Raw genomic sequence first — 23517 nt, 5'->3', positions numbered from 1 at the left:
CGGTATCAGCCCTCGACGCAGAACGGGAACATGACGCTGTCCGAGCCGCCGCCGGACAGGGTGACGTCGATCGTGATTTCCCAGGGGCCGGGCATCACGAAGTTGACCTTGTCCGCCTCGTAGCTACCACTGCCCTTGGGAGTGATCACGGAGGTCACCGGCGTGCCGTGCCCGTGAACCGGCATGAATGGAGTCACGCTCACCGTAGCGTCGGGGATGGGCGTGCCGCTCGCATCCGTGATGGTGAGCATCCAGGTGTTGTTGCCGACCTGAGGGGGAGCCGGGTCGCCGCTTTCGATGGTGACCTTCACCAGACCTTGGTCCCCGGCCTTCTCGACGCCGGCGCTGAACTGCTCCGTGCCGCTGCAGCTGGCCATCATGCCGCCGCTGCCCCCGGCACCGCCGGTGCTGGCGCCGCTGCCCCCGCTGCCGCTCGCGTCGCTGCTGCTGGAGCAGCCCACCGACAGGGGCAAAGACAACACGACCGCCAGCGCAATCCCACGCATCACCGACTCCCTTCTATCCACGCACCGCCTACGGTCGGCAGGCGCACTTGGTTACAGTAGCAGGTGGAAGCGCGGGGCTCACGCCCTGCACATCGCAGTCACCCGGGCGCGTGTTTGTTGAGCTTTCGCTGCAGCGAGCGGCGGTGGATCTTCAGGCGCCGCGCCGCTTCGGAGATATTTCCGCCACAGTCGCTGAGCACCCTATGAATGTGCTCCCATTCTGCGCGAGCCAGGGACGGTGCCTCGGGAGCGCCATCGGCCGGAGTGCCGGGGTCGAAGGCGGCGATGATCTCGTCGGCATCCGCAGGTTTCGACAGGTAGTTCACGGCGCCGATCTTGGTCGCCTCCACGGCGGTCGCGATGCTGCCGTAGCCGGTGAGCATCACGATTCGAGTCGCCGGGTCCAGCTCCAGGAGCTTCTTGACCAACTCCAGGCCCGAGCGCTCCGCCAGCCGAAGATCGACTACCGCGTGCTCCGGGGGATCTACCTCCGCCAGCGCCACCGCTTCGGCGAAGCTCGCGGCACCGCGCACCTCGTAGCCGCGGCTCTCGAGGGCACGCACGAGCTGGCGCCGGAGCACGTCGTCGTCGTCCACGACGAGGTAGCTCGGAGTGTCTTCGCTCATGCGCTCACTGTACGCCGAGCGGTACGACAAATCGATCCGTGACGCCTCCCGCGCTGACGTCTACCCGGACTTCCCAGTCTCCTGGCATGGTGTAGCTCAGGTGCTCGATTCGGTAGTCGCCCCCGCCGAGCTCCACGGAGGTCGGCGCGACCGGACTGCCGTGGCCCATGCTCGGCATCCAGGGGTCCGCAGCCAAGGTGGCGCCGTCAATCGCCACGCCGGACGCGTCCGTCAGGCCGAGCGCGAGGGCGTTCTCGCCGGTGGTGGGCGGGTCGGGCTCCGGCGTGAAGCTTCCGCGGAAGTGCCCGCCTTCGGATGCAAGCGCTTGGGTGCCTTCCGCAGTTTCGTCCGAAGCGCCGCAGCCGACCAGCAGCGCCACTGCAAGCGCGCCAAACGCCATCCTGTGCATGGCGCTTGATCTAGCGTTCGTCAGGCCGCCGAGGGAGGCGGCAAATTGTCGCATGGCGGCAGGATCAACGTGGCGCGAGTCCCGGCACCGGGCTTGGACTCGAGCTCGAGCTTCCCGCCGATCTGTTCGGCCACGGTGTCGACCAGGAACAAGCCGAGGCCCATGCCTCCGTCCTTCGAGGTGAAGAACGGCTCCGTGGCGCGGGCCAGCACCTCCGCGCTCATCCCGGCGCCTTCGTCGATCACGCTGATGCGGCTACCGTCCACCACGATGCGCACTTCGCCGTCGGTGGCGCGCAGGGCGTTGTCGACCAGGTTGTGCAGCGCCTGTTGCACCGGATGTCTGGGAACACACAGGTCCACTACCGGCCCCGAGACCGCCACGCGCGCCCGCTCCGACACCTCCGCCAGCGCTCCTTCGATCAGCTCCTGGGTGGTGACCGGTGCGGGCGCTTCGCCGGTGGGTTGGCCCACGTCCGTCGCCATGCGATCGAGGATGCGCCGACAGCGGTCGACCTCCGAGCGGATCACGCCGGCGTCTTCCAAGAGCTCCGGGTCTCCGCCCTGCAGGCGTCGCGTGAGCTCCTTGCTGACCACCGCGATGGTGCCCAGCGGCGTCGCGAGCTCGTGCGCCGCCCCCGCCGCCAGAGTCGCCAGCGACGCCAGCCGCGCGCCGCGCTCCGCCGACTCTCGTGCTTGCGCCAGCTGGTCCTCGCGCTCCCGGAGAGAAGCGGCGATGCGATGCATGAAGTACACGATGAACACGGCGGCGACGATCAACGCCAGCCACATCCCCTGCAGGTGGAGGCCGAAGGCGGCGTGGTCGTGGTGAGCATGCTCCACGCGACCGAACAGCGCCCCGGAGCACACCACGGTGAGGGCTAAAAGCGCCCAGGTCCACCTCGGCTCCAGGATGTGCGCCGCCAGCGCGATGGGCACGAGGTAGAGAAAGCTGAAGGGGTTGGCCGCGCCGCCGGTGAAGTACAAAAGCAGCGTGAACAGCACGATGTCGGTCGCCACCAAGGTCGCCACGTGCCGCGGCAACACACGTTTGGTCTTCGTGCCCCACACCTGAGCAAGAGCGTTGGACGTGACCTCCGCCAGCAGCACCACGACGACGGCCGTCATGGGCAGGTGCACGCCGAGAGCAACCAGGGCGGCAGCGATCACCGCGGCTTGCGCGAAGATGGCGCCCCAGCGCACGCGCACCAACCACGCGAAATTGATGCGGGCGGCGTCGGACTCCGTGGTGGCCACGGCCGGAGTGGAGCGGTTTTCCCCGGAGCGGACAAGTCCCTCGCCGCATGCCGTGGACGCGGCTATACAGGGCTTCCGATGGCGAAAGGCAGCGAAACCAGCGACGAGCGCGTCGTGGCGGCAGCTGCCGGCGAGGACGACGAGCGCTTCGACCGGCTGTTTCGGCCCAAGACCCTGGAAGACTTCGTGGGTCAGGCGAAGCACAAGGACAACCTCCGCGTTTACGTCCAGGCTGCTCGCAAGCGCAAAGAGCCCCTGGATCACATCCTCTTGTGCGGACCTCCGGGCCTGGGCAAGACCACGCTGGCGTACATTCTGGCCAACGAAATGGGCGTGAACCTGGCGCTCACCAGCGGCCCCGCGGTGGAGCACAAGGGCACGCTGAACGGCCTGCTGACGCGGCTGGAGCGGGGGGACGTGCTGTTCATCGACGAAATCCACCGCATGAGCGCGGTGGTGGAAGAGGCGCTCTACCCCGCTATCGAGGATTTTCGCATCGACGTGATGATGGGCGACGGCGCCTACGCGGAGAGCATCCCGCTGGACCTGAAGCCGTTCACGCTGGTGGGCGCGACGACCCGCACGGGCCTTCTGACCAAACCCCTTCACGAACGCTTTGGCGTCACCATCCGCCTGGATTTCTACCCGGTGGAGGATCTGCAGAAGATCATCCTGCGCAGCGCGGCGCTCTTGGGGGTTCCCTGCGACCCTGAAGGTGCCCTCGAGCTCGCCAGCAGGTCTCGTGGCACGCCGCGCGTCGCGAACCGGCTGCTCCGACGCGCTCGGGACTTTGCCGAGGTGGAAGGCAGCGGCGTCATCGACTTCTCGATCGTGAAGACAGCGTGTGAGCGCCTGGAAGTGGACGCCGGTGGTTTGGACGAAATGGACCGTCGGCTGCTCAGCATCGTGATCGAGCACTACGACGGAGGCCCCGTGGGCGTGGAGACGATCGCCGCCGCCATGGCGGAACCGCGGGACACCATCGAGGACGTCTACGAGCCCTACCTCTTGCAGCAGGGTTTCTTGGGTCGCACCCCGCGCGGACGGGTGGCCACCAAGAAGGCCTACGAGCACCTGGGCATCGCGCCCGCCAGCCGCGAAGCTCAGCGCAAGCTGTTCTGAGGCAGCGCCGCGAGCTGCCGCGACATAGCCACCAGCGTCCCTGTCTCGTCCCAGATCTCCCCGTCTTCTTCCAAGAGGCCGTTCGCGACCAGGTGCGTGCGGAAGTCGCACCAGAGCCACGTCGATCGCGGACGCGCTCGGACGTGAACGGTGAGCTCCAGCGTGGGGACCCAGCCAGGGCTCACCCAGTGGAACACCGGCGGCGGCATGGCATCTGCGAACAGGACGAGGGAGGGCACGTCCGGCGCGCGACCGTCCGCAAAGCGGAGCCAGGCTCGCATCCGGGCGTGCTCGCTCTGCTCTCCGCGCATCCAGCCGAGGCACGTCGGATCGGGCCGCTGCTCGAAACGCCGAGTGATCTCCGGAAGAGCGTCGACGACCTCCAGCGGAGCGAAGGCCTGGGGACCGTGCGCCGGCGGCTCCCTGTCGAGACGCAGGATCGAGGGTTGTGCCGGCAGCCGGCCGGAGGTGACGAGCATCCGCAGGCACTCGCGATCCCCGGCCCGAAGCCGCGCCTCGGACGCAGTGAACTGCCGCCCCGCTTTGACCACGTCGACGTCGATGTCGACTGCCCCTGGAGGCGTGGGGCGCAAGAAGTGGGCGGTGACGGTCACCGGCTCGGCCTCCACCACGGTCCGGCGCACCGCTTGGAGAGCCATTGCCATCACGTATCCACCGTTTGGAACCGGGCCGATGCTCCAGCGTTCCGTCACACGTCCCGTGAAGGATCCCGCCCTGACTTCATGCAGCTCCGTGTCTTCATCGAACGCGAACACCTCTACCGTGTAGCGCGACTTTTCCAGCCGGTCATCGTTGCTCTTGCTGGGGCGCCGCGGTCACCTCAGTATGAAGGCATGCGGCGTTGGGTGATTGGGGGGCTCGCGCTGGTCGTAGCCGGATGCAGCAACGTCCTCGGCTACGACGATCTGAGCTTTTCACCGGACGGCGGCGCCGAGAGCGGGGGCGGAAGCGGCGGCTTCGCTTTCGATGGCGGCAACACCGGCGGCACCGGCAACACGGGCAACGCCGGCGGCACCGGCAACACAGGCAACACTGGGGGCACCGGCAATGTCGGCAACACCGGCGGCACCGGCAACACCGGCGGCACCGGCAACACCGGCGGCACCGGCAACACCGGCGGCACCGGCAACACGGGCAACACCGGCGGCACGGGCAACGTCGGCAACACCGGGGGCACCGGCAACACTGGCGGAACCACCGCCGCAGACGTCTGCAATCGTTGGACCTCCGACCGCCAGAGCCTCGCAGAAGGCGCCTGGAGCGGGAGCGTGTCGGGCTGTAACGCTGGCGACGTGGCCAGCCCGGGTCGTGCCAACGCACTCAAGCTCGTGAATCTGTATCGCTGGCTGGAAGGGCTCCCGGCCGTCACCCACGACGCGGCCCGCAACGCCGACGCGCAACAGTGCGCGTTGATGATGGACGCCAACAACCAGCTGTCGCACACGCCTCCCTCCAGCTGGACCTGCTACAACGCTGCCGGCGCGGGCGCGGCGGGCAAGAGCAACATCGCGACCACTCCCGGGGTCCAAGCCGTGGACCTCTACATGGTGGATCCGGGCAACGCGACCACTTTTGGACATCGGCGTTGGATCCTATCGAACTCCCTGGGCCCCATCGGACTGGGTTCGACCAGCAGCTATTCGTGCATGTGGGTCATCGGTGGGTCGGGCAACGGCAACAAGACCTGGACGGCGTTTCCGCCCCCCGGCCCCGTGCCGCTCGAGCTCTTCAACGTGTCCTGGAGCTCCGTCGACTCCACGGGCTGGACCATCCAGAGCGACAGCATCAACCTGGCCGGGGCTCAGGTGACCGTCACGGATGGTGGGACCAACCGCCCCGTAGCCCTCACCACCCTGCAGAGCGGCTACGGCAGCAAGTACGCCATCGCCATGAAACCGCAGGGTTGGACCACCCAAGCCGGCCACACCTACTCGGTGAGCGTGAGCGGAATCAGCCAGCCCATCAGCTACGACGTACACGTCGTGGCCTGCAACTGACCGCACCTACATCCACCCACCCACATCTAATCGAAAGACGGACGAAATCTGTCTGAAACATGGCCTCGGCGAGGGTCTCGGGCGGAGGAACCCCCCGCATGAAAAAACTCGCCGCCTGGTCCCTGGCCCTGTTGACGCTGGCTCAGCCCGCGTTGGCCTTCGCAGCCGAAGGCGAAGGACCGAGCACGAAGGATCTCGCGATCACGACGGACACCGTGTGGGTGCTGTTCTGCGCCTTCCTGGTGTTCTTCATGCACGCCGGTTTCTCGCTGTTGGAGAGCGGTCTGGTCCGCAAGAAGAACGTGGTGAACGTGCTGGCGAAGAACTTCATCGTCGTCGCCGCGTCGTCCCTCGTCTTCTACGCCGTCGGCTTCGCGTTCATGTTCGGCAACGGCGGCTCAATCGTGGGTACGACGGGGTTCTTCGTGCCCAACGACGCCAGCCTGTTCGACGCGCTGAGTTGGACCAACGTCCCCGTCACCGTGAAGTTCTTCTTCCAGATGGTGTTCGCCGCGACGGCGGCCACCATCGTGTCCGGTGCGGTCGCTGAGCGCATTCACTACGTCGCGTTCATCATCTTCTCCCTCGTCATGGGCGCCGTCATCTATCCCATCGCCGGGCATTGGGTGTGGGGTGGCGGCTTCCTGGCCAAGGCGGGATTCTTGGATTTCGCCGGCTCCACGGTGGTGCACTCCGTAGGCGGCTGGGCCGCACTGGTGGGTGTCTGGATGCTGGGGCCGCGCCGCGGCAAGTACGACAAGCACGGCCACATCAAGCCCATTCCCGGGCACAACATGACCAGCGCCGCGCTCGGCACCTTCATCCTGTGGCTGGGCTGGTTCGGCTTCAATCCCGGCTCCACCATGGCCGCCAATCCGCAAGCCATCGGACACATCGTGCTCACCACGAACCTCGCGGCGGCGACCGGTGCGCTGGTCACCACCGGCTACACCTGGCTGCGGACGGGTAAGCCGGATCTCGGCCTGACACTGAACGGCGCGCTGGCGGGCCTGGTCGCGATTACGGCGCCGTGTGCCTTCGTCGGTGGCCCGGCGTCGATCGCCATCGGTGCGCTGGCGAGCGTGCTGGTGGTGGAAGGCGTGATGTTCTTCGATCGCGTCAAGCTCGACGATCCCGTCGGTGCCACCAGCGTGCACCTCTTGTGTGGCGTGTTCGGAACCATCGCCTTGGGCCTCTTCGCGGATCCCAAGATCGCCAAGGAGATCGCCGGTGCCGACCTGCAGTCCGCCGGCCTCCTGCTGGGCGGCGGCGCCGCACAGCTCGTCGCTCAGCTCGAAGGGGTGGGCGCCGTCGCGCTCTTCACCCTGGTGTCATCCGTCGTGGTGTGGGGCGCGCTCAAGGCGACGATGGGGATCCGCGTGAGCGAGGAGGACGAGCACGTCGGCCTCGACATCACGGAGATGGGCATGGAGGCCTATCCGGACGAAATGGTCCGGGGCTTCCGCCTCGAAGGGGCCGAAGAAGCGCCCCCCTCGACCGCCAGCAAGCTGAAAGAGGCCCACGAAGCGGGCTGACTTCGCTCGGCCCTGGGGCCGGACGGTTGCTTGCACCGGGTTTTCTGACCAGGGTACCTTTTGTCCCGCGCCCCGGCGCGAAGAGAGGGCACCTCGAACCCGAGCAACACTGGACGAACGCTGGGAAAGTACCGGCTCCTCGCGCGCCTTGGACAAGGCGGGATGGCGGAAGTGTTCCTGTCCGTCGTGGCCGGTCCCGGCGGCTTCTCCAAGCTCTTCGTCGTGAAGGTGATGAAGTCGGAGCTGCTGGAAGAGCCCGACAGTCGCGCCATGTTCCTGGATGAGGGGCGCCTCGCAGCGCGCCTCAACCATCCGAACATCGTTCAGACCAACGAGGTCGGCATCGAGGGTGAGTCGCACTTCATCGCGATGGAGTTCCTCGACGGTCAGCCGCTCCATCGCATCTTGCGGCGCGCCCGCAAGAGCGACGGGATGCCCCTCAACTGGCACCTCTACATCTTGGCAGAGGTACTGCACGCCCTCGAGTACGCCCACGCGGTGGAGGACTACGACGGCACGCCGCTCAGGATGGTTCATCGCGACGTCACCCCGCACAACGTGTTCGTCACCTACACCGGGCAAGTGAAGCTCTGCGACTTCGGCATCGCCAAGACCATGAGCTCGTCCGTCGAGACGCGCGCAGGCGTGCTCAAGGGCAAGGTCAGCTACATGGCGCCGGAGCAAGTGCTCAGCTCTCAGATCGACCGCCGCGCCGATCTGTTCGCCGTGGGCGTGATGCTCTGGGAGGCCGCCACTGGCGTCCGAATGTGGAAAGACCAGTCGGATCTGCAGATCATGCAGACCCTGAGCCAGGGCCACGTTCCCGCCGCAGTGGAAGCGAATCCAAGCATCGACCCCGAGCTCGCGGCGGTGATCGACCGCGCCCTGGCACCGCGCCCGGAAGACCGCTTTGGGACGGCGTCGGAGTTCCGCCAAGCGCTCGAGGCGTTCCTGTTCGGACGCACTGCTCGCATCAAGCCCCGAGCCATCGGGGAATGGGTGTCTGGTCTGTTCCAGAAGGAGCGCGCGAACCTCCAGGCCGTGGTGCAGGACCAGCTCGCGGGTTCCAACAGCAGCCCGCCGGCACTCGATCCCCCGCGCGTGCCAATGGGGGATTCGAGCCCTTCGCGCTCCGTCCAGCGCCCACCCGCGACCCAGCCGCCGTCCCTCACCATTCCGTCGGTCGAGGTCAAGGCGCCGCCCCCGCGCCGTAACCGGACCCTCGCCGCGGTCATCGGGGCGCTCTTGGCCGTGGTCGCCTTCCTGGTGATTGCCATCGTCGTGGTGCTCGCTCGCTCGCGCACCGTCACTCCGACCCCGACCGTGGAAGCCGCACCGGCGGTCGAAACCGTCACCACGCCCGCGCCCACCTCGCCGCAGCCTGCTGCGTCGCGGGTGCGGGTGCGCGTCGCGGTCAGCCCCAAGAGCGCGACGCTCAGCCTCGACGGCAAGCCCCTTTCGGACAACCCCTGGGTCACGGAAATGCCCGCCGGCCCCGAGGACCACCTGCTCACCATCGAAGCGGACGGCTACGAGACGGAAAAGCGCTCACTTCGCTTCGACGAGAATCAGAACTTGGAGATCCAGCTGCGTCGCGCCCCGAAAACGGCCGCCGTCGTACGCGCCAAGCCGAACACCAAGAAGGAAGAGCCGGAAAAGCCGGAAGACTTCCCCGATCTCGCGCCCCCCACCAAAAAGAAGACCTCCGCCGCTCCGCTGGATACCGCGGATCCCTGGAACCAATGAAACGTCGCTGGCTCGCGTCCCTCTCGTTCTGCTGTGCGCTCAGTGCCTTCCCAAGCCTCGCTCTCGCCGAAGGGCCGAGCGCCGACGACATCGCCGACGCTCGCGCGCGCTACAAGCGCGGGATGGACCTCTACCAGGACGGCGCCTTCGACGCGGCCTTGGTCGAGCTGCAGAAGGCCTACGACACGGCTCCCAGCTACAAGATCCTCTACAACATTGCGCTGGTTCAGCTGCAGCTGAACGACTACGCGGGGGCGAGCCGCGCCTTCAGCAAGTATCTGGAGGACGGCGGCAAGAAGCTCGACGCGAAACGTCGCGCGGAGGTGGAGCGCGAGCTGAAGAAACTGGAAGGTCGCATCGCGCGCGTCAATCTCACCGTCAACGTGGAAGGCGCCGACGTGTTCGTGGACGACGCGCTGGTGGCCCACACGCCGCTTTCCGGGCCCCTCCTGGTGAACTCCGGCAAGCGCAAGATCAGTGTCTCCAAGCAGGGCATGCCACCGGTGGCGCGCGTGATCTCGATCGGAGGCGGAGAGGAACGCGACCTCACTCTGGAGCTCGGCTCCCAGAGCGCTGGACACTCGAGCCCCTCCACGCCCAGCACGCCCAAGACCGAGCCCAAGAAAGACACGCGGAAGAGCGACACCACGGCGGAGAGCTCGTCTTCGGTGCCCTGGGGATGGTGGGCCGTCACCGGAGCACTGGCCGCCGGTACCACCGTGGCGGGGGTGCTGACGCTCGGTGCGCAGAGCGATCTGGACGACGAGAAGAGCTCCCCCACCTCGCGCCAAGAGCTCGACGACGCCTCCAAGAAGACGCGCACTCTGGCCATCGTGACGGACGTCCTGCTCGTCGGCACCGTGGCCGTCGGCGGCTACTCGCTGTACCTCACGCTGGACGGCTCGCCGGAGAAGGACAAGGGCGTCGCCGTGGGGGTGGGACCCGGCAACGTCCAGCTCCGCGGCCGGTTCTAAAGCGCGCGTTAGTTCGGAGCGCCGCCCGCGCCGGCGGCGCCACCGGTTCCGCCCGTTCCCCCCGTCCCGCCCGTGCTCCCGCACGCCGTTCGAGTCCCGGTGACCTTGCCGCCCTGGGAGTCGTAGTACTGACCCGAAGAGGTGTAGACGGCCTGGTTCTTCGAATCGAGCACGATGCACCAGATGTCGATGTCGGAAGGCGCCTCACCCGTGCTCACGTCGAAGTTCAGATGCCCGGACACGCCTTCGTAGTCGATGGGCCCGGCGCTCAGGGCCTTGAACGCTGCGTTGATGTCGTTGGTGCCGGCGGTGATGGTGGTGCCGCCGACCATCTTCTTCAGCCCCTCGTTCATCGCCGCGCCGGACAGGTTCTTTCCGCCCTGCGCCACGATCGCGTAGCTCATCAGGTAGAACGAATCGTAGGCCGTGTCGGCGTAGGCGCCGGGGTCCTTGTTCTGGTGGAACGCTTTGAAGTTGATCTTGAACGAAGAAAACAGCGCCGTGGTTCGCCCCGGAATCGTCCCCAGGACGCGACTTCGAAGGTCGTCGTTACCCTGGCCGGTGATGGCCAGGAGCTCATCCAGGCGGCCGCCATCCGGCACGATGTAGTGGGGCTTCGGCGGCACGGGATTGGACGTGGGCCAATTCGCTTCCACGCCCTGAATCACCTTGGTGATCGCCTCCGTGGTGCCGAGGGGCAGCACGATGTGGGGCTTTTGGCTGACGATCTCGTTGACCAACGGGGCAAAGTCGTAGCCGGGCTGCTCGGCGGGATCCGGGTAGTCCTGGCGTAGGAAGTCGTTGCCGTTGGCGGCGGCGTTCTTGCCGTTGAACTTCAGGTTCGCGAGGACGGCGTCTGCCAGGCCCTTGCCGTACGCGTCGCCCTTCACGGCCATGGCCAAGCGAATGGGATCGGAGGACGTCAGCCCCAGATCGCTGCGGATCGTGTTCTCTTCATCGGCTACCAGGAAGTTCAATGGAACCGCTTGTAGCGCGTCGGACGGGCAGGTGCGCCACACCAGACCATTGTCGTCCAGATCCGTAATCGCCGGGCTGGTCGCCGAAGACGACATGATCAGCGTGCCCTTGGGCACCGTCACCTGCGTGGCCACGTCCAGCGTGATGCCGCTGAAGGCCGGGCCAAAGATGGCGGGAACCCGCACCGTGTTCACCAAGTGCTCGGCTACGCCGATGGGATTGTCGATGTCGTGACAGGCGAGCACGGCCACGTGCCGCCGCTCCGTGCTGCCCGCCACCGGCAGACCCTTGGCGAAGGTCTCGAATTCGTTGACTGCCAGCTGAATGCCTTCCCACTGGGGAACGCCGTTGCTCGCGAACTCGTCCTTCAGCGGGCCCATGAAGCCGAGCACGATGGTGTCGTCGTCCGCAAGCACGTCCGTTGGGTAGACCTCCTGACAGTCGTCGGTCAGAAGCTTCACGCAAGTGCCATCGGGTTGACGACAGATGGCGGGATTGCCGCCGAAGCGATCGAGGCACTGCTGGTTCGTGGTGCAGTCCCCGCCGTGGGAGCAGACCTTGTCGGGCGTGCACACGCTGTTCGCCAGGGCTCCCCCGAGCTTCTGACAGTCCGAGTCCGTCTCGCATTGGTCGGCGCTGGTGTCGACCAACGCATTGCAGGCCGCAATGAGGACGCCACCCGCGAGCACCAGCGCCACCCCGTACGACCGCATCCTGGAAAGCATGTGCAAATACCCCAATCCGGCGCCCGAGCACCGTTTGAGCAAACGTATCATGCTAGCCAAATCGCGGCTAATGCGCCGCTTGATCGCGATCCCTAGGCACTCCCGGGGGGCGGTGCTAGGCCCGGTTCATGACTGACGACATCGAGCGCGGCCGCAACGATCTCATCGCCTGGGAAGGCGGCAAACCCGACAACGTCTTCACCTGGGACGAGAACCTCGGGAAGATCCTCTCGCTCCGCCTGGGCGCCGAGCGCTTCGGCGAAGAGCGCGCCCGCCTCGAGCGCACCGGCGCGATGGTCGCCACCCGCCTTCGTCCGCTCACCGAAGACACCAACCACGACGACTATCTGCCGCGACTCGAGCGCTTCAACGGCGTCGGCGAGCGCACGGAAGAAATCGTGTTTCACCCGAGCTACCACGAGGCCGGCCGCCTGGTGTGGGACACCGGCGTGCTCGCGGACTACGCGACCCCGGGCAAGGAGACCCTGCAGATGGGCATCCTGTACATGCTCGGCGCCCACGGCGAGTACGGCCACCAGTGTCCGCTGGCGTGCACCGCCGGCTTGATCAAGGTGGTGCAGCGCCTGGGCACGGAAGCACAGAAGAAGAAGTGGCTCCCCGGCCTGCTCACGCGGGACTACGACAAGCGCATTCACGCCTCGCAGTTCCTCACCGAGGTGCAGGGCGGGTCCGACGTGGGCGCCAACGCCGTGGTGGCCAGGAAGGACGGCGACCACTGGCGCCTCTCCGGCGAAAAGTGGTTCTGCAGCGTGATCGACGCGCAGCTCTTCTTGATGACCGCCCGCCCCGAGGGCGCCCCCGCGGGCACGCGCGGCCTGGGCCTGTTCGTGACCCCGCGGATGGTGAACGGCAGCGTGAACGAGTTCAACGTCCGCCGCCTCAAGCGCAAGCTCGGCACCCGCGCCATGGCCTCCGGCGAAACGGATTTCCTCGGCGCCCACGCCGAGGCCGTGGGCCCACTCGATCGCGGCTTCAAGAACGTAGTCGAGATCGTGCTCAACACCTCGCGCGTGTTCAACGCGGTGTGCTGCGCCGGCAGCATGATCGGCGCCTACCGGGAGGCCGCCTCTTATGCGCGCTACCGTCGCGCCTTCGGCCAGACCATCGACAACTACCCGTTGGTACAAGACGCCCTCGCCACGCTGCGGGCGGAGGCCTACGCGGCGACGGCCAGCTCCCTGCGCCTCGCGGCGATGGCGGATCGCTTCGCCACCCACAGTTCCACGGAAGAAGAGAAGCTCGCCTGGCGCGTGGGCGTGAACGTCAACAAGTACTGGACCGCCATCCGCAACACCCAGAGCGTGCGCACCGCCATCGAGGTGTTGGGCGGCAACGGCGTGATCGAGACCTTCACACCCCTGGTGCAGCTGTACCGCGACGCCCTGGTGCTCGAGAGCTGGGAGGGCACCCACAACGTGCTCGTGCAGCAGGTCCTGAAGGACGCCTCCCGCTACGCTGCCCACACCGCGTTCATCGCCGAGCTGCGGGAGTCATTGAAGAAGCTCTCGCTGCCGGCCGAGCACGCTCCGCTCCTCGAGCGCGCCGGCAGCGGCCTGTCCGCCCTCGAGCGCGGCTTCGAGAAGCTCGCCGGCGGCCAGGGGGATCAGCGCTTCGGACGCGCCCTCGTCGACCAAGCCGCCGTCTGTCTCGAGGTCGTGGCCATGCTCGAAGAGCTCGCCGCCACCCCGGAGGACACCGTCAAGCGCGCCGCCATCGAGCTCGTGTCCCAGCGCTTCCTGCTCGACGAGGTACCGCTGCCAGCGGCCATCCCCGCCGCCCTGCTCTCGTAGCTTCGGGTGGATGTTGGTACGGCGCGGAAGCTCGCGACCATCCGCTTCCGCGCCGGACCGACAACCTCCCAGTCCGAATGCTGCACAAGCGTCGGCGTCCGCGGGAGCACCACGCCATCAGAGGGAGTACGGTACCGATACGTAGATGGGCAACGAGTAGTGCTGAAAGCCAGCTTCGGCGAAGTAGCCAATGCCGTTCGCTGCCCGAGTGACGATTGCTCGTGGCGCGATTCCGAGCTCCAAGGACAGGCGCTCCGCGATGGGGAATCGATAGCAGGCGCCGAGCTCGAGCACGCTCCCCGCACTACGCAGAGCGGATCCATCACTGGTGGCTCCGGCCTGCCGCGTACGGTCCCACAGGACCGAATACCCCACGCCCGCGAGAACGTAGAAACGGCCGGGGCTGCCCAGACCGAGGAACCTCACCCGAAAGGGCACGACGATGTCCGTCAACGGAACTGTCGGTTCTGAGCGAGCCGGCGCCGTGTCGATGGTGTTCTCGTATTCGACAGCGCCGCTCAGCGTGACGCTCTGCCAGGCGTATCCTGCCTCCATACCCCCTCCGAGCACGGCCAGATGATCGGGAGGAACGTAGTGCCCGTCGTCTCCCGAAGCACCAAGCGCCGCTGAGCCTGCGCGCACGCTCGGCGCGATCCATGCCCCATCGGCAGCGGCGACATGCGTACTTGCGACAGTTGCGGGTGCCACTGCAGTCGCAAGCCGGCGAGCTACAGACACTGCACGACTCCCGCCCGACAATAGCACTCAACCAGCGCCTGGTCCTTGGACTGGCAGACGGAGGACTCCGAGAGCTCGACGTCGCCGTTCTTACACCACACGAGAGACGTCCGACGCCGCTGCTCCGCCCGGCAATCCTCCGACAAGCTTCCACCACAACCGGAACCTGGCAAGGACGCGGAGAGCGCGATCGCAGCCGATCCCACCAGCGACCAAGGTCGTCCGTTCAGCGAGAGCCGCAAAGTCCCCCCTTACAAGCGGTCGAGATCCCCCTGAGCGAAGCCGTAGTGCAGGAAGGAGTAGTTGTCCAACTCGTCAGGCAGCCCGCCAACTTCGCCGAAGCCTTGGTCCGAGTGGCTGTAGTCAGCGGTGGGCGACGCGCTGGTCGTCGTCGGGCATCGTGAGCACGCCGGTCATGCGCGAGAGCGCTTCTTTGGACGCGGAGCGGAGCTCGCCCCCGAGCGTGGTCACCAGCGCATCGCGCGTGTCGGACTTGAGCCGCACGGCGAGGGGCGCGTCTTTCACGTCGTTCCGCACGGTGATGTGCGCCTGACACAACGGCGTGAGGCTTTGGGCATCGTGGATCACGAACCAGGCGTCGAGCACGCCCGCCACCCACTCGGCATGGCGCTTGCCCAACTTGTGAATGCGCTTGGGCACGGAGTAGTAGAGCACGTGATACACGCCCAGAAACCGCCGCGCGCTCTCGCGCTCCACGCCGCGCACGGCTTCGTCGATGACCTCGGGGGTCTGCCCGCGGTCGCCCACTCCCGCGAGCACGTCTTCGAAGTCGGTCCAGCGCGGCACCGTGAGCTGATTCGTGATGCGGAGCGGCAATAGCGACTTCGCCTCGTAGCGGGCGTCTTCCGTCGCGAGAGTCAGCACGCGCGCCGCGCTGTCCGGCGCGCGGCGCTTGAGCTCACTGTCGTCACAGGTCTTTTCGGCGATCTTCCGCGGCCGCGTCGCGTGGCGCCCGAGGTGCGCGCGCGTCTTGCTGCGGGCCGCCGCCACCTTCGCGGCGCGGTCCGCCGCAGCGGGGTGCGGCTCCTCGCGTGGCGGCGCGGGGGCCTTGTGGGGCGGATCGCACGCGCTCACAGCCAGAGCGCACAGGGCCAACACGGCCGGACACTTCATGATTTCCGAGGTCAAACAGCTGGGCGCCGCATGGGCCAAGAATTGTGCGTAAGATCGACCGCCGTGAAGATCGCGCTCCTGTATCCGCCGCCCTGGAAGATCCCGATGCCCGGGGAGGCTCCGGATCCGGAGCACGGCCCGCCCGGGGACTATCAGCCCGGGGACTTGGACCCCGACTTTCATCAGATCCCGTACGGCCTCTTGACCCTCGGCGCCGAGTCCATGCGCGCCGGCCACCGCGTGCAGGTGATGAACCTCTCCGGCTTCGCCTGGAGCCGCGTGCGCGAGGTGATCGCCGCGCTGGACGCGAACGTGTTCGGCATGTCGTGTTGGACGGCGAACCGCCGCGGCGTCGCGCTCGTGGCGGAGCTGATCAAGGAGCTTCACCCGGGCGCTCACGTGATCGTCGGCGGACCCCACGCCACGCCCCTGGCCCGCGAGATGCTCGAGCACCACGCGGCGATCGACAGCGTGGCGCAGGGCGAAAGCGAGGCGACGTTCCTCGAGCTCGTCTCCCGGCTCGGACAGGAGCAGCCCGTCACGGGCCTCGCCGGCGCCCTCACCCGTCATGCCGACGGCTCCATCGTGGAAGGCCCGGAGCGCGCCTCGATCCAGAACTTGGACGAGCTGGCCTCTCCGCACGACTACTTCCCCACCCACATCGTGATGACGTCCCGCGGCTGCCCTTGGCAGTGCACCTTCTGCGGCGCCGAGACCAGCTGGGGCCGCGGCTTTCGCGCGCACTCCATCGAGTACGTGCTCGACGACTTGGAGCGTGCCCTCGACAAGCTCCCGGTGCGCATGATTCAGATCAAGGACGACACCTTCACCACCAACAAGAAGCGCGTCATCGATCTGTGCCGCGGCATGCGCGCCCGGGGCCTCCGCTTCGCCTGGAGCTGCGACACGCGAGTGGACGTGCTGAACGAGGAGCTCTTGCGGGAGATGCGCCTCGCCGGCTGCGAGCGCCTGTCCCTGGGCGTGGAGAGCGGCTCGCAGCGTATCTTGGACGCCATCCAGAAGAAGATCACGGTGAACGACATCGTGGAGGCCACGGAGATGGCCAAGAAGTACGGCGTCCAGGTGCGCTTCTACATGATGCTGGGAAACCGCGGCGACACCGCCGAGACGTTCCGCGAGACGCTGGATTTTCTCGAGCGGGCCAAGCCCCACCAGTACATCTTCTCGTGCCTGTCGATCTACCCCGGCACCACCGACTTCCACGACGCCGAGAAGGCCGGCTGGCTCGCCCGGGAGGTGTACTTCTCAGGGGATTTCCAGGAGTTCAAGGTGCCCTTCGACGCACCGGAGGCCGACGCCGCGCTGATGAACGACTGGTTCGCGGAGCACTCCGGCGTGCGCGAGATGTACACCCCGAGCGTGGAGGACTGCCGCGCGGTGGTCGGCCGTCTCGGGGATCACCCGCCGGCGCTCCTGGATCTGGCCAAGGCGCTGTACGACGCGGGACAGCTCGACGACGCGGAGCGAACCGCCCTACGTGCCCAGGAGCTCGGCCACCCGCTGCCCGGCCTCGTCCTCAATCTGCGCGCGTGCATCGCCCACGCCCGCGGCAACCTGGAAGCGATGAAAGACCACTTCATGACCGCGGCGAAGACGGACCCGCAGCACTGGGTGCTGATCGACAACGTGCAGCGCACCCGCGCCTGGTTCGCCGCCCAGGGCCCCGAGCGCGGTGTGCCCCTGGCGCTGGACGCGAGCCACGGCTTCCGGCTGTTCGAGAAGAACCTGCAGCCGATGCTCCCGGGACCGCTACCGGAGGGCTGGCAAGAGTGGCCCGCGCCCCCCGAGCCCCCGCCGCGGCGCGCTCAGGACCAGGATCGCACGCGCCTCAAGGTGCTCTCGTCACCGTAGGCGAGGGCCGACCAGAGCACGCGCATCGCCTGGGCGATGGCGACAATGTCCTCGTTCTGAGTCACCTCGCCGAGCGCCATGGCCGCCGCTTCCGTCTGCGCCAGAGAGCCCAGCAGCATCTTGTGTGGCGTGGACGCGCGAGAAAGACTGGTCCAGATGCCCCAGTCGCGCTCGAGCTCCTCCGCGGACGCCTCTCCGAGCCCCATGCGGCTGCACAGCGCCGCCAGGTAGTGGAACTGCGAGCTGCCATCGCGCCAGTGCCCCACGGCGGTCTCCACATCCTCCGCCGAGAGACGCTCCGCGAGATCCGGACGCTTGCCCGCGAACACGGAGCGCGCGTCCGCTCCGGTGAGCACCGCATCGGAGATGGCGTCGAGCAGCTGCGCCCGCACCAGGCGCTCGCCGCTCCAACCGAGCAGCGCGACCCAGAGCTTCTCGCTCCCCGGCTTCGCGAACCGCTGCGCGGAGCTCTGGGGCCCCGAACCCTTCTTCTTCTGCTCCGTCCGCTTCAGCTTTCTCTTGGTCGACACGCCGCGAGTCTACCCAAATTTCCAGTGGTTCTGGGCATTTCGCCAAAAGCCCGAGTCCCAGCTAGGATCCGCACCCCGATGCTGGTTCGAGCGACGGCCATCGCCACCGATCGCAGCAATGCGATCGGAACCGTGGAGCTTCAGTGCACGCCCCACGGCCTGGTGATCGTGTACCTCGGCGTCGGCGCCTTCAGCGAAGGCTACGCTCCCGGCGCGCTCACCATGGGCACCCGCGTCACCGTGCCCTGGAGCGAGGTGTACGAAGCCCGCGTGGAGGGCGACCAGCTGTTCCTCTCCTTGGAGCCCGCACGCACCCCACACCACCTGCTCACCCTGGTGAACTTCTCCACGGGGGACAGCACGCACCCCAAGGAAGACACACGCCAGCGGCTGATGATCTGGATCGGCGCCGTGGGTGCCGCTTCCGTGGCCACGCTGGTGAGCGCCCTCACCGTGCCCCGGGTGGCGCCCCACGCCGGCGCCAGCGCGGCGCTCACCATCGGCGGCCTGTCGGCGCTGGCGATCTTGGCCGTGGGTTTCCTCGCGGATCGCCGCGTGGGCGCGCCCACGCTGGCAGGAGACGCAGCCCGCGAAGCGCTGGCCGCGGATCTCTCCCACTACCTCCCCACCCTCGTGCGCCTCGCGCGCGCCCCGGAGCCAAAGCCAAAGCCCTTGGCGCTGCCGGATCTCGCCGGCTTCTTGCCGCGCACCACCGCGGCCATCGCCATCACCCTCACCGCCGGGCTCCTCGGCGTGGTGCTCACGGCGCGCTGGCTCTTGTCCACCAGCGGCGACGGACGCCGCGTGGCTCAGGTGAGCGAGCCCGTGCGCGACGACGGCCCCATGCTCGAGCCGCAGGCGCCGGTGGAGACCGAGCCGGCGTCGGCGCCCGCGCCGCCGCCCCCGGCGTCCGCAGACAAGAAGAGCGAGCCGGAAGAACCTGCGGAGCCCGCCGGACCTCAGGCCTCCGCCAGCGGACACTGCAGCTGTCCGCGCGCGGATTCCGTGCTGTGGCGTGATCCGATCCCGAAGCTCTCGGTGCTGGTGCTCGACAAGAAGCTCGTCAGCGGTCCCGAGAAGAAGCGCCTCGAGCTGAACATCGCTGCCGTCAACAACGGCGACAAGGACCTGCGGGAGCTGAGCATGATGGTCAGCTTCATCGAGCAGGATCCGCCGCCCAGCAATCGCCGCACGGCCGTCTCCCACCGCGCCGTGTTCTACGAAGGCCCCCTCAGCCCCGGCCAGGCCATCAAATGGAACGTGGAAGCCCGCGGCAGCGACTTCGAGGTGGATGTGCCCATCGAAGGCGACATCGGGCCGGGGGGAGATGGCGCGGCGCCCACCAACCTGATCGCCGATCTCTTGAACGCGAACCACCGCCCGGTGCGCCTGCACGGCGCCATGATGCTCGCGTACCTGGGGGACCCGCGCGCGCGCGATGCGGTGGTCAAGCTCAAGGAAGCGCTGCGCGACGACGAGGCGCCCTATCTCGATCGCCTGCTCCGCGCCCTGGGCGACGTGCGGGCCTGCGAGTTCCGCGTCACCGGCAGCGGTCCCCAGCGCGACGTGGAGGCCTGCGTGTTCAACGCCGGCAAGGAGCCGCGGGATCACCTCGGCATCAAAGTGCGCGCCTTGGACGGCAAGGTCAGCCACAGCGAGCCCACGGCCGTACCGCCCAAGGTCATCGCCGAAGCCACCTGGAAAGTCCCGGGCAAGCTCGAGCCTCAGGCCGGCGTGCGCACCCGCGCCAAGCTCTCGCTTCCGGCCAGCATCGGCGAGCCCGCCATGTTCGAGGTGTTCGCCGATCGCGAAGACCTCCTACCGTAGCTCGACGTTTCTCGCCGCTCGCCTCGCGCTCGGCGCGACGGTTCCGCGGCGGACCAACAGAAGGAGGCGTCAGGCGTGGATGAACACGACGGTTCCGCGATCCTTGTTCAGCACCGAGTGCCAGCCGGGGGGCACGACGGGATCCGTCCACTCGAAGAGCCAAGCGGCGTCGATGGGAGAGAGGTTCACGCAGCCGTGGCTTCTGACCTTGCCGAACTCGTCGTGCCAGTAGGTGCCGTGCAGGGCGAAGCCCTTGTGGAAGTACTGCACGAAGGGCACGTCCAAGAGATTGTAGGAGTCGGACTTGTCCTCGTTGCCGTCCATGGTGGCGGACACGTGCTTGGAGTGGACCATGAAGGTGCCGCGGGCGGTGCTGAAGGTCTTTTCCGGATCCCCGAGGCCGCCACGGCCGGTGCTCACGAGCGTGACGTACACCGGTTTGGTACCCACGTAGGCGACCAGTGATTGGTCGTTGATGGAAATGTCGATCCACTTGCGAGTACCGGTGGCGAAGCTCGGAAAGCTGTCCCGGGCCTTGATCACGCGGGTGCCGTCGCCCGCGAGCAGGTGACCGTCGGTGGTCTCCAAGAAGCCGCCGCCGTTGCTCTTGCCCGTAAGCAGCACGCCCTCGCGCCAGCGGTAGCTCCCTCGGGGCACCATGGGGCCGGCCTCACTGATCTCGTAGCGCTGCGAGAAGTGCTGCATCACGAAGGCCAGGGGCAGGCTCTCGCCGTCCTTCAGCTCCACGCCGTGGAACTCCGACGGCTTCACCACGTGGGTGCGATCCAGCGCGATGATGTCGAGCTCCGTCGTGAGCCCGAAGATGCGGCCCTCCCACTCGAACACGCGCTGGATGGCGAAGCCGCTGTCCGGTGCGGCGCGCCCAGCGTGCACGGAGAAGTGCAGGTGCTGCGGCACGCCGTAGGGCTTGGCGATCTCGCCCTTCTGCGGCACGAAGTCCGGCGGTGGGCCGATCTCTCCCAGTAGATCCGTGAGCCCCAAGGGGCCGAGCCGTTGTTTGAAGGCCAGGGCGTGACCGTCCCAACCTTCGCCTTCCACCATCTTCATCTCGGCCTTGGTGGGCAGGCGGAAATAGCGGAGCGGCGGCACGTCCCCGGCGCGCGCATAGAGGTAGGGCAAGCCCTGCCCGCGCACGGGCCGGACGCTGGAAGCGACCACGACGGGGTTGTCGACGTCCAGCGTCGCGCCCTTCCCGACGCACACGAAGCCGCGGGGGTTGATGCGATACCAACCGCCGGCGCAGCCGTCGTTCACGATCGCGGGACCGCGAGCGTCGAGGATGGCTCCCGCGCGCAGGTAGCCGTAGCGGGTGCGTTTGGGCCCGGTGTCCGTGTACACCCAGTTGCGCCACGCGATGGACGCGATCTTGGTGCCGTCCGGCTCGAACGGCAGGTTGTCCCGCTCGGTGCCGATCACGCTCTTGACGGGCGACGCCCCCTTCGGCGTGGTGGACGCCGCCGGCTCCACCAGCGGCTCGCCCGTCGCCGAAACGACCGCGGGCTCGCTCGACGCCTCCGGCCGAGCGCCCGGCGGTTCCTTTCGGTCCACACACCCAGAGAGGGTGAGGACGGCGAGGCAAAGAACGCGGACACGCATGGCGTTTCGAAGGGCCGGGCCTACCACAACCCGACCGCGAAATCCGCTATGGTCCGGGGCGTGAGGATCCCGCGTGGTGCCTGGGCCATCGTCAAGGAAGTCGCCCGCCATCTCTTGCGGCGGCCGGTGGTCGGCATTGCAGCCGCGGCGCGCACCCGGGATGGGCGTTGGCTGCTCATCCGCCGCACCGACACGGGCGAGTGGGCGCTGCCCGGCGGCACGCTGGAGTGGGGCGAAACGCTGCGCGATGGCATCCGCCGGGAGCTCCGGGAAGAAGCCGGGGTGCTCTCGGCGGAGCTCGGCGAGGTCTCCGGGGTCTACTCCGCGCCTGAGCGGGACGCGCGCTTCCACGCGGTGACCGTGGTCATCCTCGCCACCGTGGACGAGCCCTCCCAGCCCCCGGAAAATCCCGTGGAAATTGCAGAGGTACGCCTCTTCGAGGAGTCCGAGCTGCCCACCCGACTGGCCCACGGCATGGGGCCCATGCTGGACAACGCGCGCGCCGGCCGCCCCTTCTGGGAGTGACGCGGGCCCTTGTGCCCGGGGCCTTGGGCGCACAAAACGAGGTTCGATGACCCGCAGGTTCCATCTCTTCTTGGCGCTGACCGCTTGGCTCGTCTCCGGCTGCTCGATCCTGTTCGGAGGCTTGGACGTCGAGAGCGTGGCCAGCTCCGCCGCTCCTCCGAGCAACGTAGCGGTGTATCTCGCCGTCTCGGATGGCAAGGAGCCGGTGACGGACCTCACGGAGCAGAGCTTTCACCTGTACGAAAACGAGCAGCCGCTCGACGGCGACGAAGTGAAGCTCACGCTCCTGGATCGCGACGTCGCCGTGCTCCACCGCGTGGTGCTCTTGGTCGACGTCAGCACCGCCAAGGACGATAACTCCCGCCGCCAGCTGGCCCGCGGTGCCGCCGGTTTCGTCGCCGCCGTGCGCGAGCATCAAGCCGTCACCGTGTTCGCCTTCGACGGCAGCCCGGAGCTGAAGCTCATCGGCGAGTACCCCAAGGGCAACGCGACCACGCCGGAGGAGCTCACGGCGCTGTCGAGCTACCAGAGCAAGGACCCTTCGCGGAACCTCAACGGCGCCATCTTGAAAGGACTCTCGGAGCTCGACGCCCGGTTGATGACCGAGAAGAAGCCGGTGCGGGTGGGGACTCTGGTGGTGTTCGCCACCGGGCCGGATCTCGCCGGCCGGACCAGTGGAGAAGCGCTGTCCCAAGCCCTCGACAACACCCATCACCAGGTGGTGGCGGTGGCCATCGGGGACGAGACCACTCAGGACAACCTCGCCGTGATCGGACGCAATGGAGTCGCGCATTCGCCCTCCGTGGCCATGGCCGGCATCGGTCTCGACGAAGCTGCCGCGAAGGTCAACGCGCTCTACGGCCGCTACTACCTGGTGTCGTATTGCTCGCCGGCGCGCGCCGGCAAGCGCCGCCTGCGCGTGGAGGTGCAGCGCACCACGCTCGAGGGCGACGAGCAGAAGGGCAGCGCCGAGGTCGACTTCGACGCGACGGGCTTCGGTCCCGGATGTGACCCGACGCGGCCGCCCCGTTTCGTGGAGCAGACGGCTACGGAGACGAAGCCCGCCACACCGGCGGACACCTCGCAGCCCGCGCCGGACCAACACAAACCCGACACGGGCACGACCAAGCCGGAGCCCAAGGAGGACGACGACTCCATCGTGCCTCCGCCCGACAAGCCCGGCTTCGCGCCCCTTTCCGAGCCCAAGAAGTGAGCGAGCGCCCCCTGGTGGAGGTGCTCGAGTCCGAGACCATCGTCGCCGGCGGCACGCAGAAGATCACCTGGAAGCTCTTGAAGGAGCGGGTCTGGATCTCCGTCAGCGACACGCCCGGCGCCGTGGTGGAAACGCTGGACGCCGGCCCCGGAACGGTGTGGGAGCGCCGCATCGAGATGCGCCTCGAGCTCGGAACGGAGCTCGAGCGTACCGTCTCGCGTCCCATCCCCCCGCGGCGCCAGAGCGCTCTCGACTACCTCGAGAAGGACACGCGCGGCAGCGGCCGCCGCGTCTCTCGCGCCCGCTATCGCGTCACCGCCCGCGGTCGCTTGGAACGCATCGACCGCCCCTGACG

General features: G+C 67.7%; 21 protein-coding genes. 11 read left to right on the top strand and 10 right to left on the bottom strand.

The window, feature by feature from the left end; all coding sequences use genetic code 11:
* Positions 1 to 5 precede the first annotated feature (5 nt).
* From H6717_03450 to H6717_03435, 4 genes are all read right to left on the bottom strand, one after another.
* The gene (locus H6717_03450; GenBank protein MCB9576075.1) at positions 6 to 509 is read right to left on the bottom strand and encodes a FixH family protein; all 504 of its coding nucleotides are present in this window, start codon (positions 507 to 509) and stop codon (positions 6 to 8) included.
* 95 nt (positions 510 to 604) lie between these two features.
* Entirely contained in the window at positions 605 to 1132 is a 528-nt protein-coding gene (locus H6717_03445) for a response regulator (GenBank protein ID MCB9576074.1), read from the bottom strand.
* 4 nt (positions 1133 to 1136) lie between these two features.
* A complete protein-coding gene (locus H6717_03440; GenBank protein ID MCB9576073.1) occupies positions 1137 to 1541 on the bottom strand; it encodes a FixH family protein in 405 nt (134 codons plus the stop codon).
* A 20-nt stretch (positions 1542 to 1561) separates the two neighbouring features.
* Positions 1562 to 2797 (bottom strand): HAMP domain-containing histidine kinase, encoded by a 1236-nt coding sequence (locus H6717_03435; GenBank protein MCB9576072.1) that lies wholly within the window; start codon positions 2795 to 2797, stop codon positions 1562 to 1564.
* 78 nt (positions 2798 to 2875) lie between these two features.
* Here H6717_03435 and ruvB point away from each other — a divergent pair, with 78 nt between their 5' ends.
* On the top strand, positions 2876 to 3919 hold the full coding sequence (gene ruvB, locus H6717_03430; GenBank protein MCB9576071.1) for a Holliday junction branch migration DNA helicase RuvB: 1044 nt from the start codon (positions 2876 to 2878) through the stop codon (positions 3917 to 3919).
* Here the strand turns inward: ruvB and H6717_03425 are convergent.
* A complete protein-coding gene (locus H6717_03425; protein MCB9576070.1) occupies positions 3901 to 4695 on the bottom strand; it encodes a thioesterase family protein in 795 nt (264 codons plus the stop codon). The two genes, ruvB and H6717_03425, sit on opposite strands and share 19 nt — an antisense overlap.
* Before the next feature lie 78 nt (positions 4696 to 4773).
* On the opposite strand from H6717_03425, the gene H6717_03420 reads away from it, so the two are divergent.
* The 4 genes from H6717_03420 to H6717_03405 all read left to right on the top strand — a co-directional run bounded on the left by H6717_03420 (position 4774) and on the right by H6717_03405 (position 10192).
* A complete protein-coding gene (locus H6717_03420; protein ID MCB9576069.1) occupies positions 4774 to 5937 on the top strand; it encodes a CAP domain-containing protein in 1164 nt (387 codons plus the stop codon).
* Positions 5938 to 6035: 98 nt separating this feature from the next.
* Positions 6036 to 7472, top strand: coding sequence for an ammonium transporter (locus H6717_03415; GenBank protein MCB9576068.1), 1437 nt, complete (start codon positions 6036 to 6038; stop codon positions 7470 to 7472).
* Between the two features lie 162 nt (positions 7473 to 7634).
* Complete coding sequence (locus H6717_03410) at positions 7635 to 9218, top strand: protein kinase (GenBank protein MCB9576067.1); 1584 nt, start codon at positions 7635 to 7637, stop codon at positions 9216 to 9218.
* Complete coding sequence (locus tag H6717_03405; protein ID MCB9576066.1) at positions 9215 to 10192, top strand: tetratricopeptide repeat protein; 978 nt, start codon at positions 9215 to 9217, stop codon at positions 10190 to 10192. Before H6717_03410 ends, H6717_03405 begins: the two co-directional genes overlap by 4 nt.
* 8 nt (positions 10193 to 10200) lie before the next feature.
* On the opposite strand, the gene H6717_03400 is transcribed toward H6717_03405, so the two are convergent.
* Positions 10201 to 11883 (bottom strand): ABC transporter substrate-binding protein, encoded by a 1683-nt coding sequence (locus H6717_03400; GenBank protein MCB9576065.1) that lies wholly within the window; start codon positions 11881 to 11883, stop codon positions 10201 to 10203.
* A gap of 140 nt (positions 11884 to 12023) precedes the next feature.
* On the opposite strand from H6717_03400, the gene H6717_03395 reads away from it, so the two are divergent.
* Complete coding sequence (locus H6717_03395) at positions 12024 to 13706, top strand: acyl-CoA dehydrogenase family protein (protein MCB9576064.1); 1683 nt, start codon at positions 12024 to 12026, stop codon at positions 13704 to 13706.
* A gap of 117 nt (positions 13707 to 13823) precedes the next feature.
* On the opposite strand, the gene H6717_03390 is transcribed toward H6717_03395, so the two are convergent.
* Both H6717_03390 and H6717_03385 read right to left on the bottom strand, forming a co-directional pair.
* Positions 13824 to 14348, bottom strand: a complete 525-nt coding sequence (locus tag H6717_03390) for a hypothetical protein (protein MCB9576063.1) — start codon at positions 14346 to 14348, stop codon at positions 13824 to 13826.
* Positions 14349 to 14807: 459 nt separating this feature from the next.
* Entirely contained in the window at positions 14808 to 15578 is a 771-nt protein-coding gene (locus H6717_03385) for a hypothetical protein (GenBank protein MCB9576062.1), read from the bottom strand.
* Between the two features lie 63 nt (positions 15579 to 15641).
* On the opposite strand from H6717_03385, the gene H6717_03380 reads away from it, so the two are divergent.
* On the top strand, positions 15642 to 17450 hold the full coding sequence (locus H6717_03380) for a radical SAM protein (protein MCB9576061.1): 1809 nt from the start codon (positions 15642 to 15644) through the stop codon (positions 17448 to 17450).
* On the opposite strand, the gene H6717_03375 is transcribed toward H6717_03380, so the two are convergent.
* Positions 17405 to 17980, bottom strand: a complete 576-nt coding sequence (locus tag H6717_03375) for a hypothetical protein (GenBank protein ID MCB9576060.1) — start codon at positions 17978 to 17980, stop codon at positions 17405 to 17407. The two genes, H6717_03380 and H6717_03375, sit on opposite strands and share 46 nt — an antisense overlap.
* A gap of 78 nt (positions 17981 to 18058) precedes the next feature.
* Between H6717_03375 and H6717_03370 the strand changes: the two genes are divergently transcribed.
* Positions 18059 to 19807, top strand: coding sequence for a hypothetical protein (locus H6717_03370; protein ID MCB9576059.1), 1749 nt, complete (start codon positions 18059 to 18061; stop codon positions 19805 to 19807).
* Positions 19808 to 19876: 69 nt separating this feature from the next.
* Here H6717_03370 and H6717_03365 read toward each other — a convergent pair whose 3' ends face one another.
* Positions 19877 to 21295, bottom strand: a complete 1419-nt coding sequence (locus H6717_03365) for a L,D-transpeptidase (GenBank protein ID MCB9576058.1) — start codon at positions 21293 to 21295, stop codon at positions 19877 to 19879.
* A gap of 195 nt (positions 21296 to 21490) precedes the next feature.
* On the opposite strand from H6717_03365, the gene H6717_03360 reads away from it, so the two are divergent.
* Genes H6717_03360 through H6717_03350 form a run of 3 tightly spaced genes read left to right on the top strand, consistent with a single transcriptional unit; the run spans position 21491 to position 23515 of the window.
* A complete protein-coding gene (locus H6717_03360) occupies positions 21491 to 21949 on the top strand; it encodes an NUDIX hydrolase (GenBank protein ID MCB9576057.1) in 459 nt (152 codons plus the stop codon).
* Between the two features lie 46 nt (positions 21950 to 21995).
* Positions 21996 to 23162 carry a hypothetical protein gene (locus H6717_03355; GenBank protein MCB9576056.1) on the top strand — a complete coding sequence of 389 codons (1167 nt, stop codon included), beginning with the start codon at positions 21996 to 21998 and terminating at the stop codon, positions 23160 to 23162.
* On the top strand, positions 23159 to 23515 hold the full coding sequence (locus H6717_03350; GenBank protein ID MCB9576055.1) for a hypothetical protein: 357 nt from the start codon (positions 23159 to 23161) through the stop codon (positions 23513 to 23515). Before H6717_03355 ends, H6717_03350 begins: the two co-directional genes overlap by 4 nt.
* Positions 23516 to 23517 lie beyond the last annotated feature (2 nt).

This window comes from Polyangiaceae bacterium (genome assembly GCA_020633235.1).
In the GTDB taxonomy this organism is placed as follows: domain Bacteria; phylum Myxococcota_A; class Polyangia; order Polyangiales; family Polyangiaceae; genus JACKEA01.
Note: the sequence above shows the minus strand (reverse complement) of the source record. Positions and strands in the feature narration are given on the sequence as shown.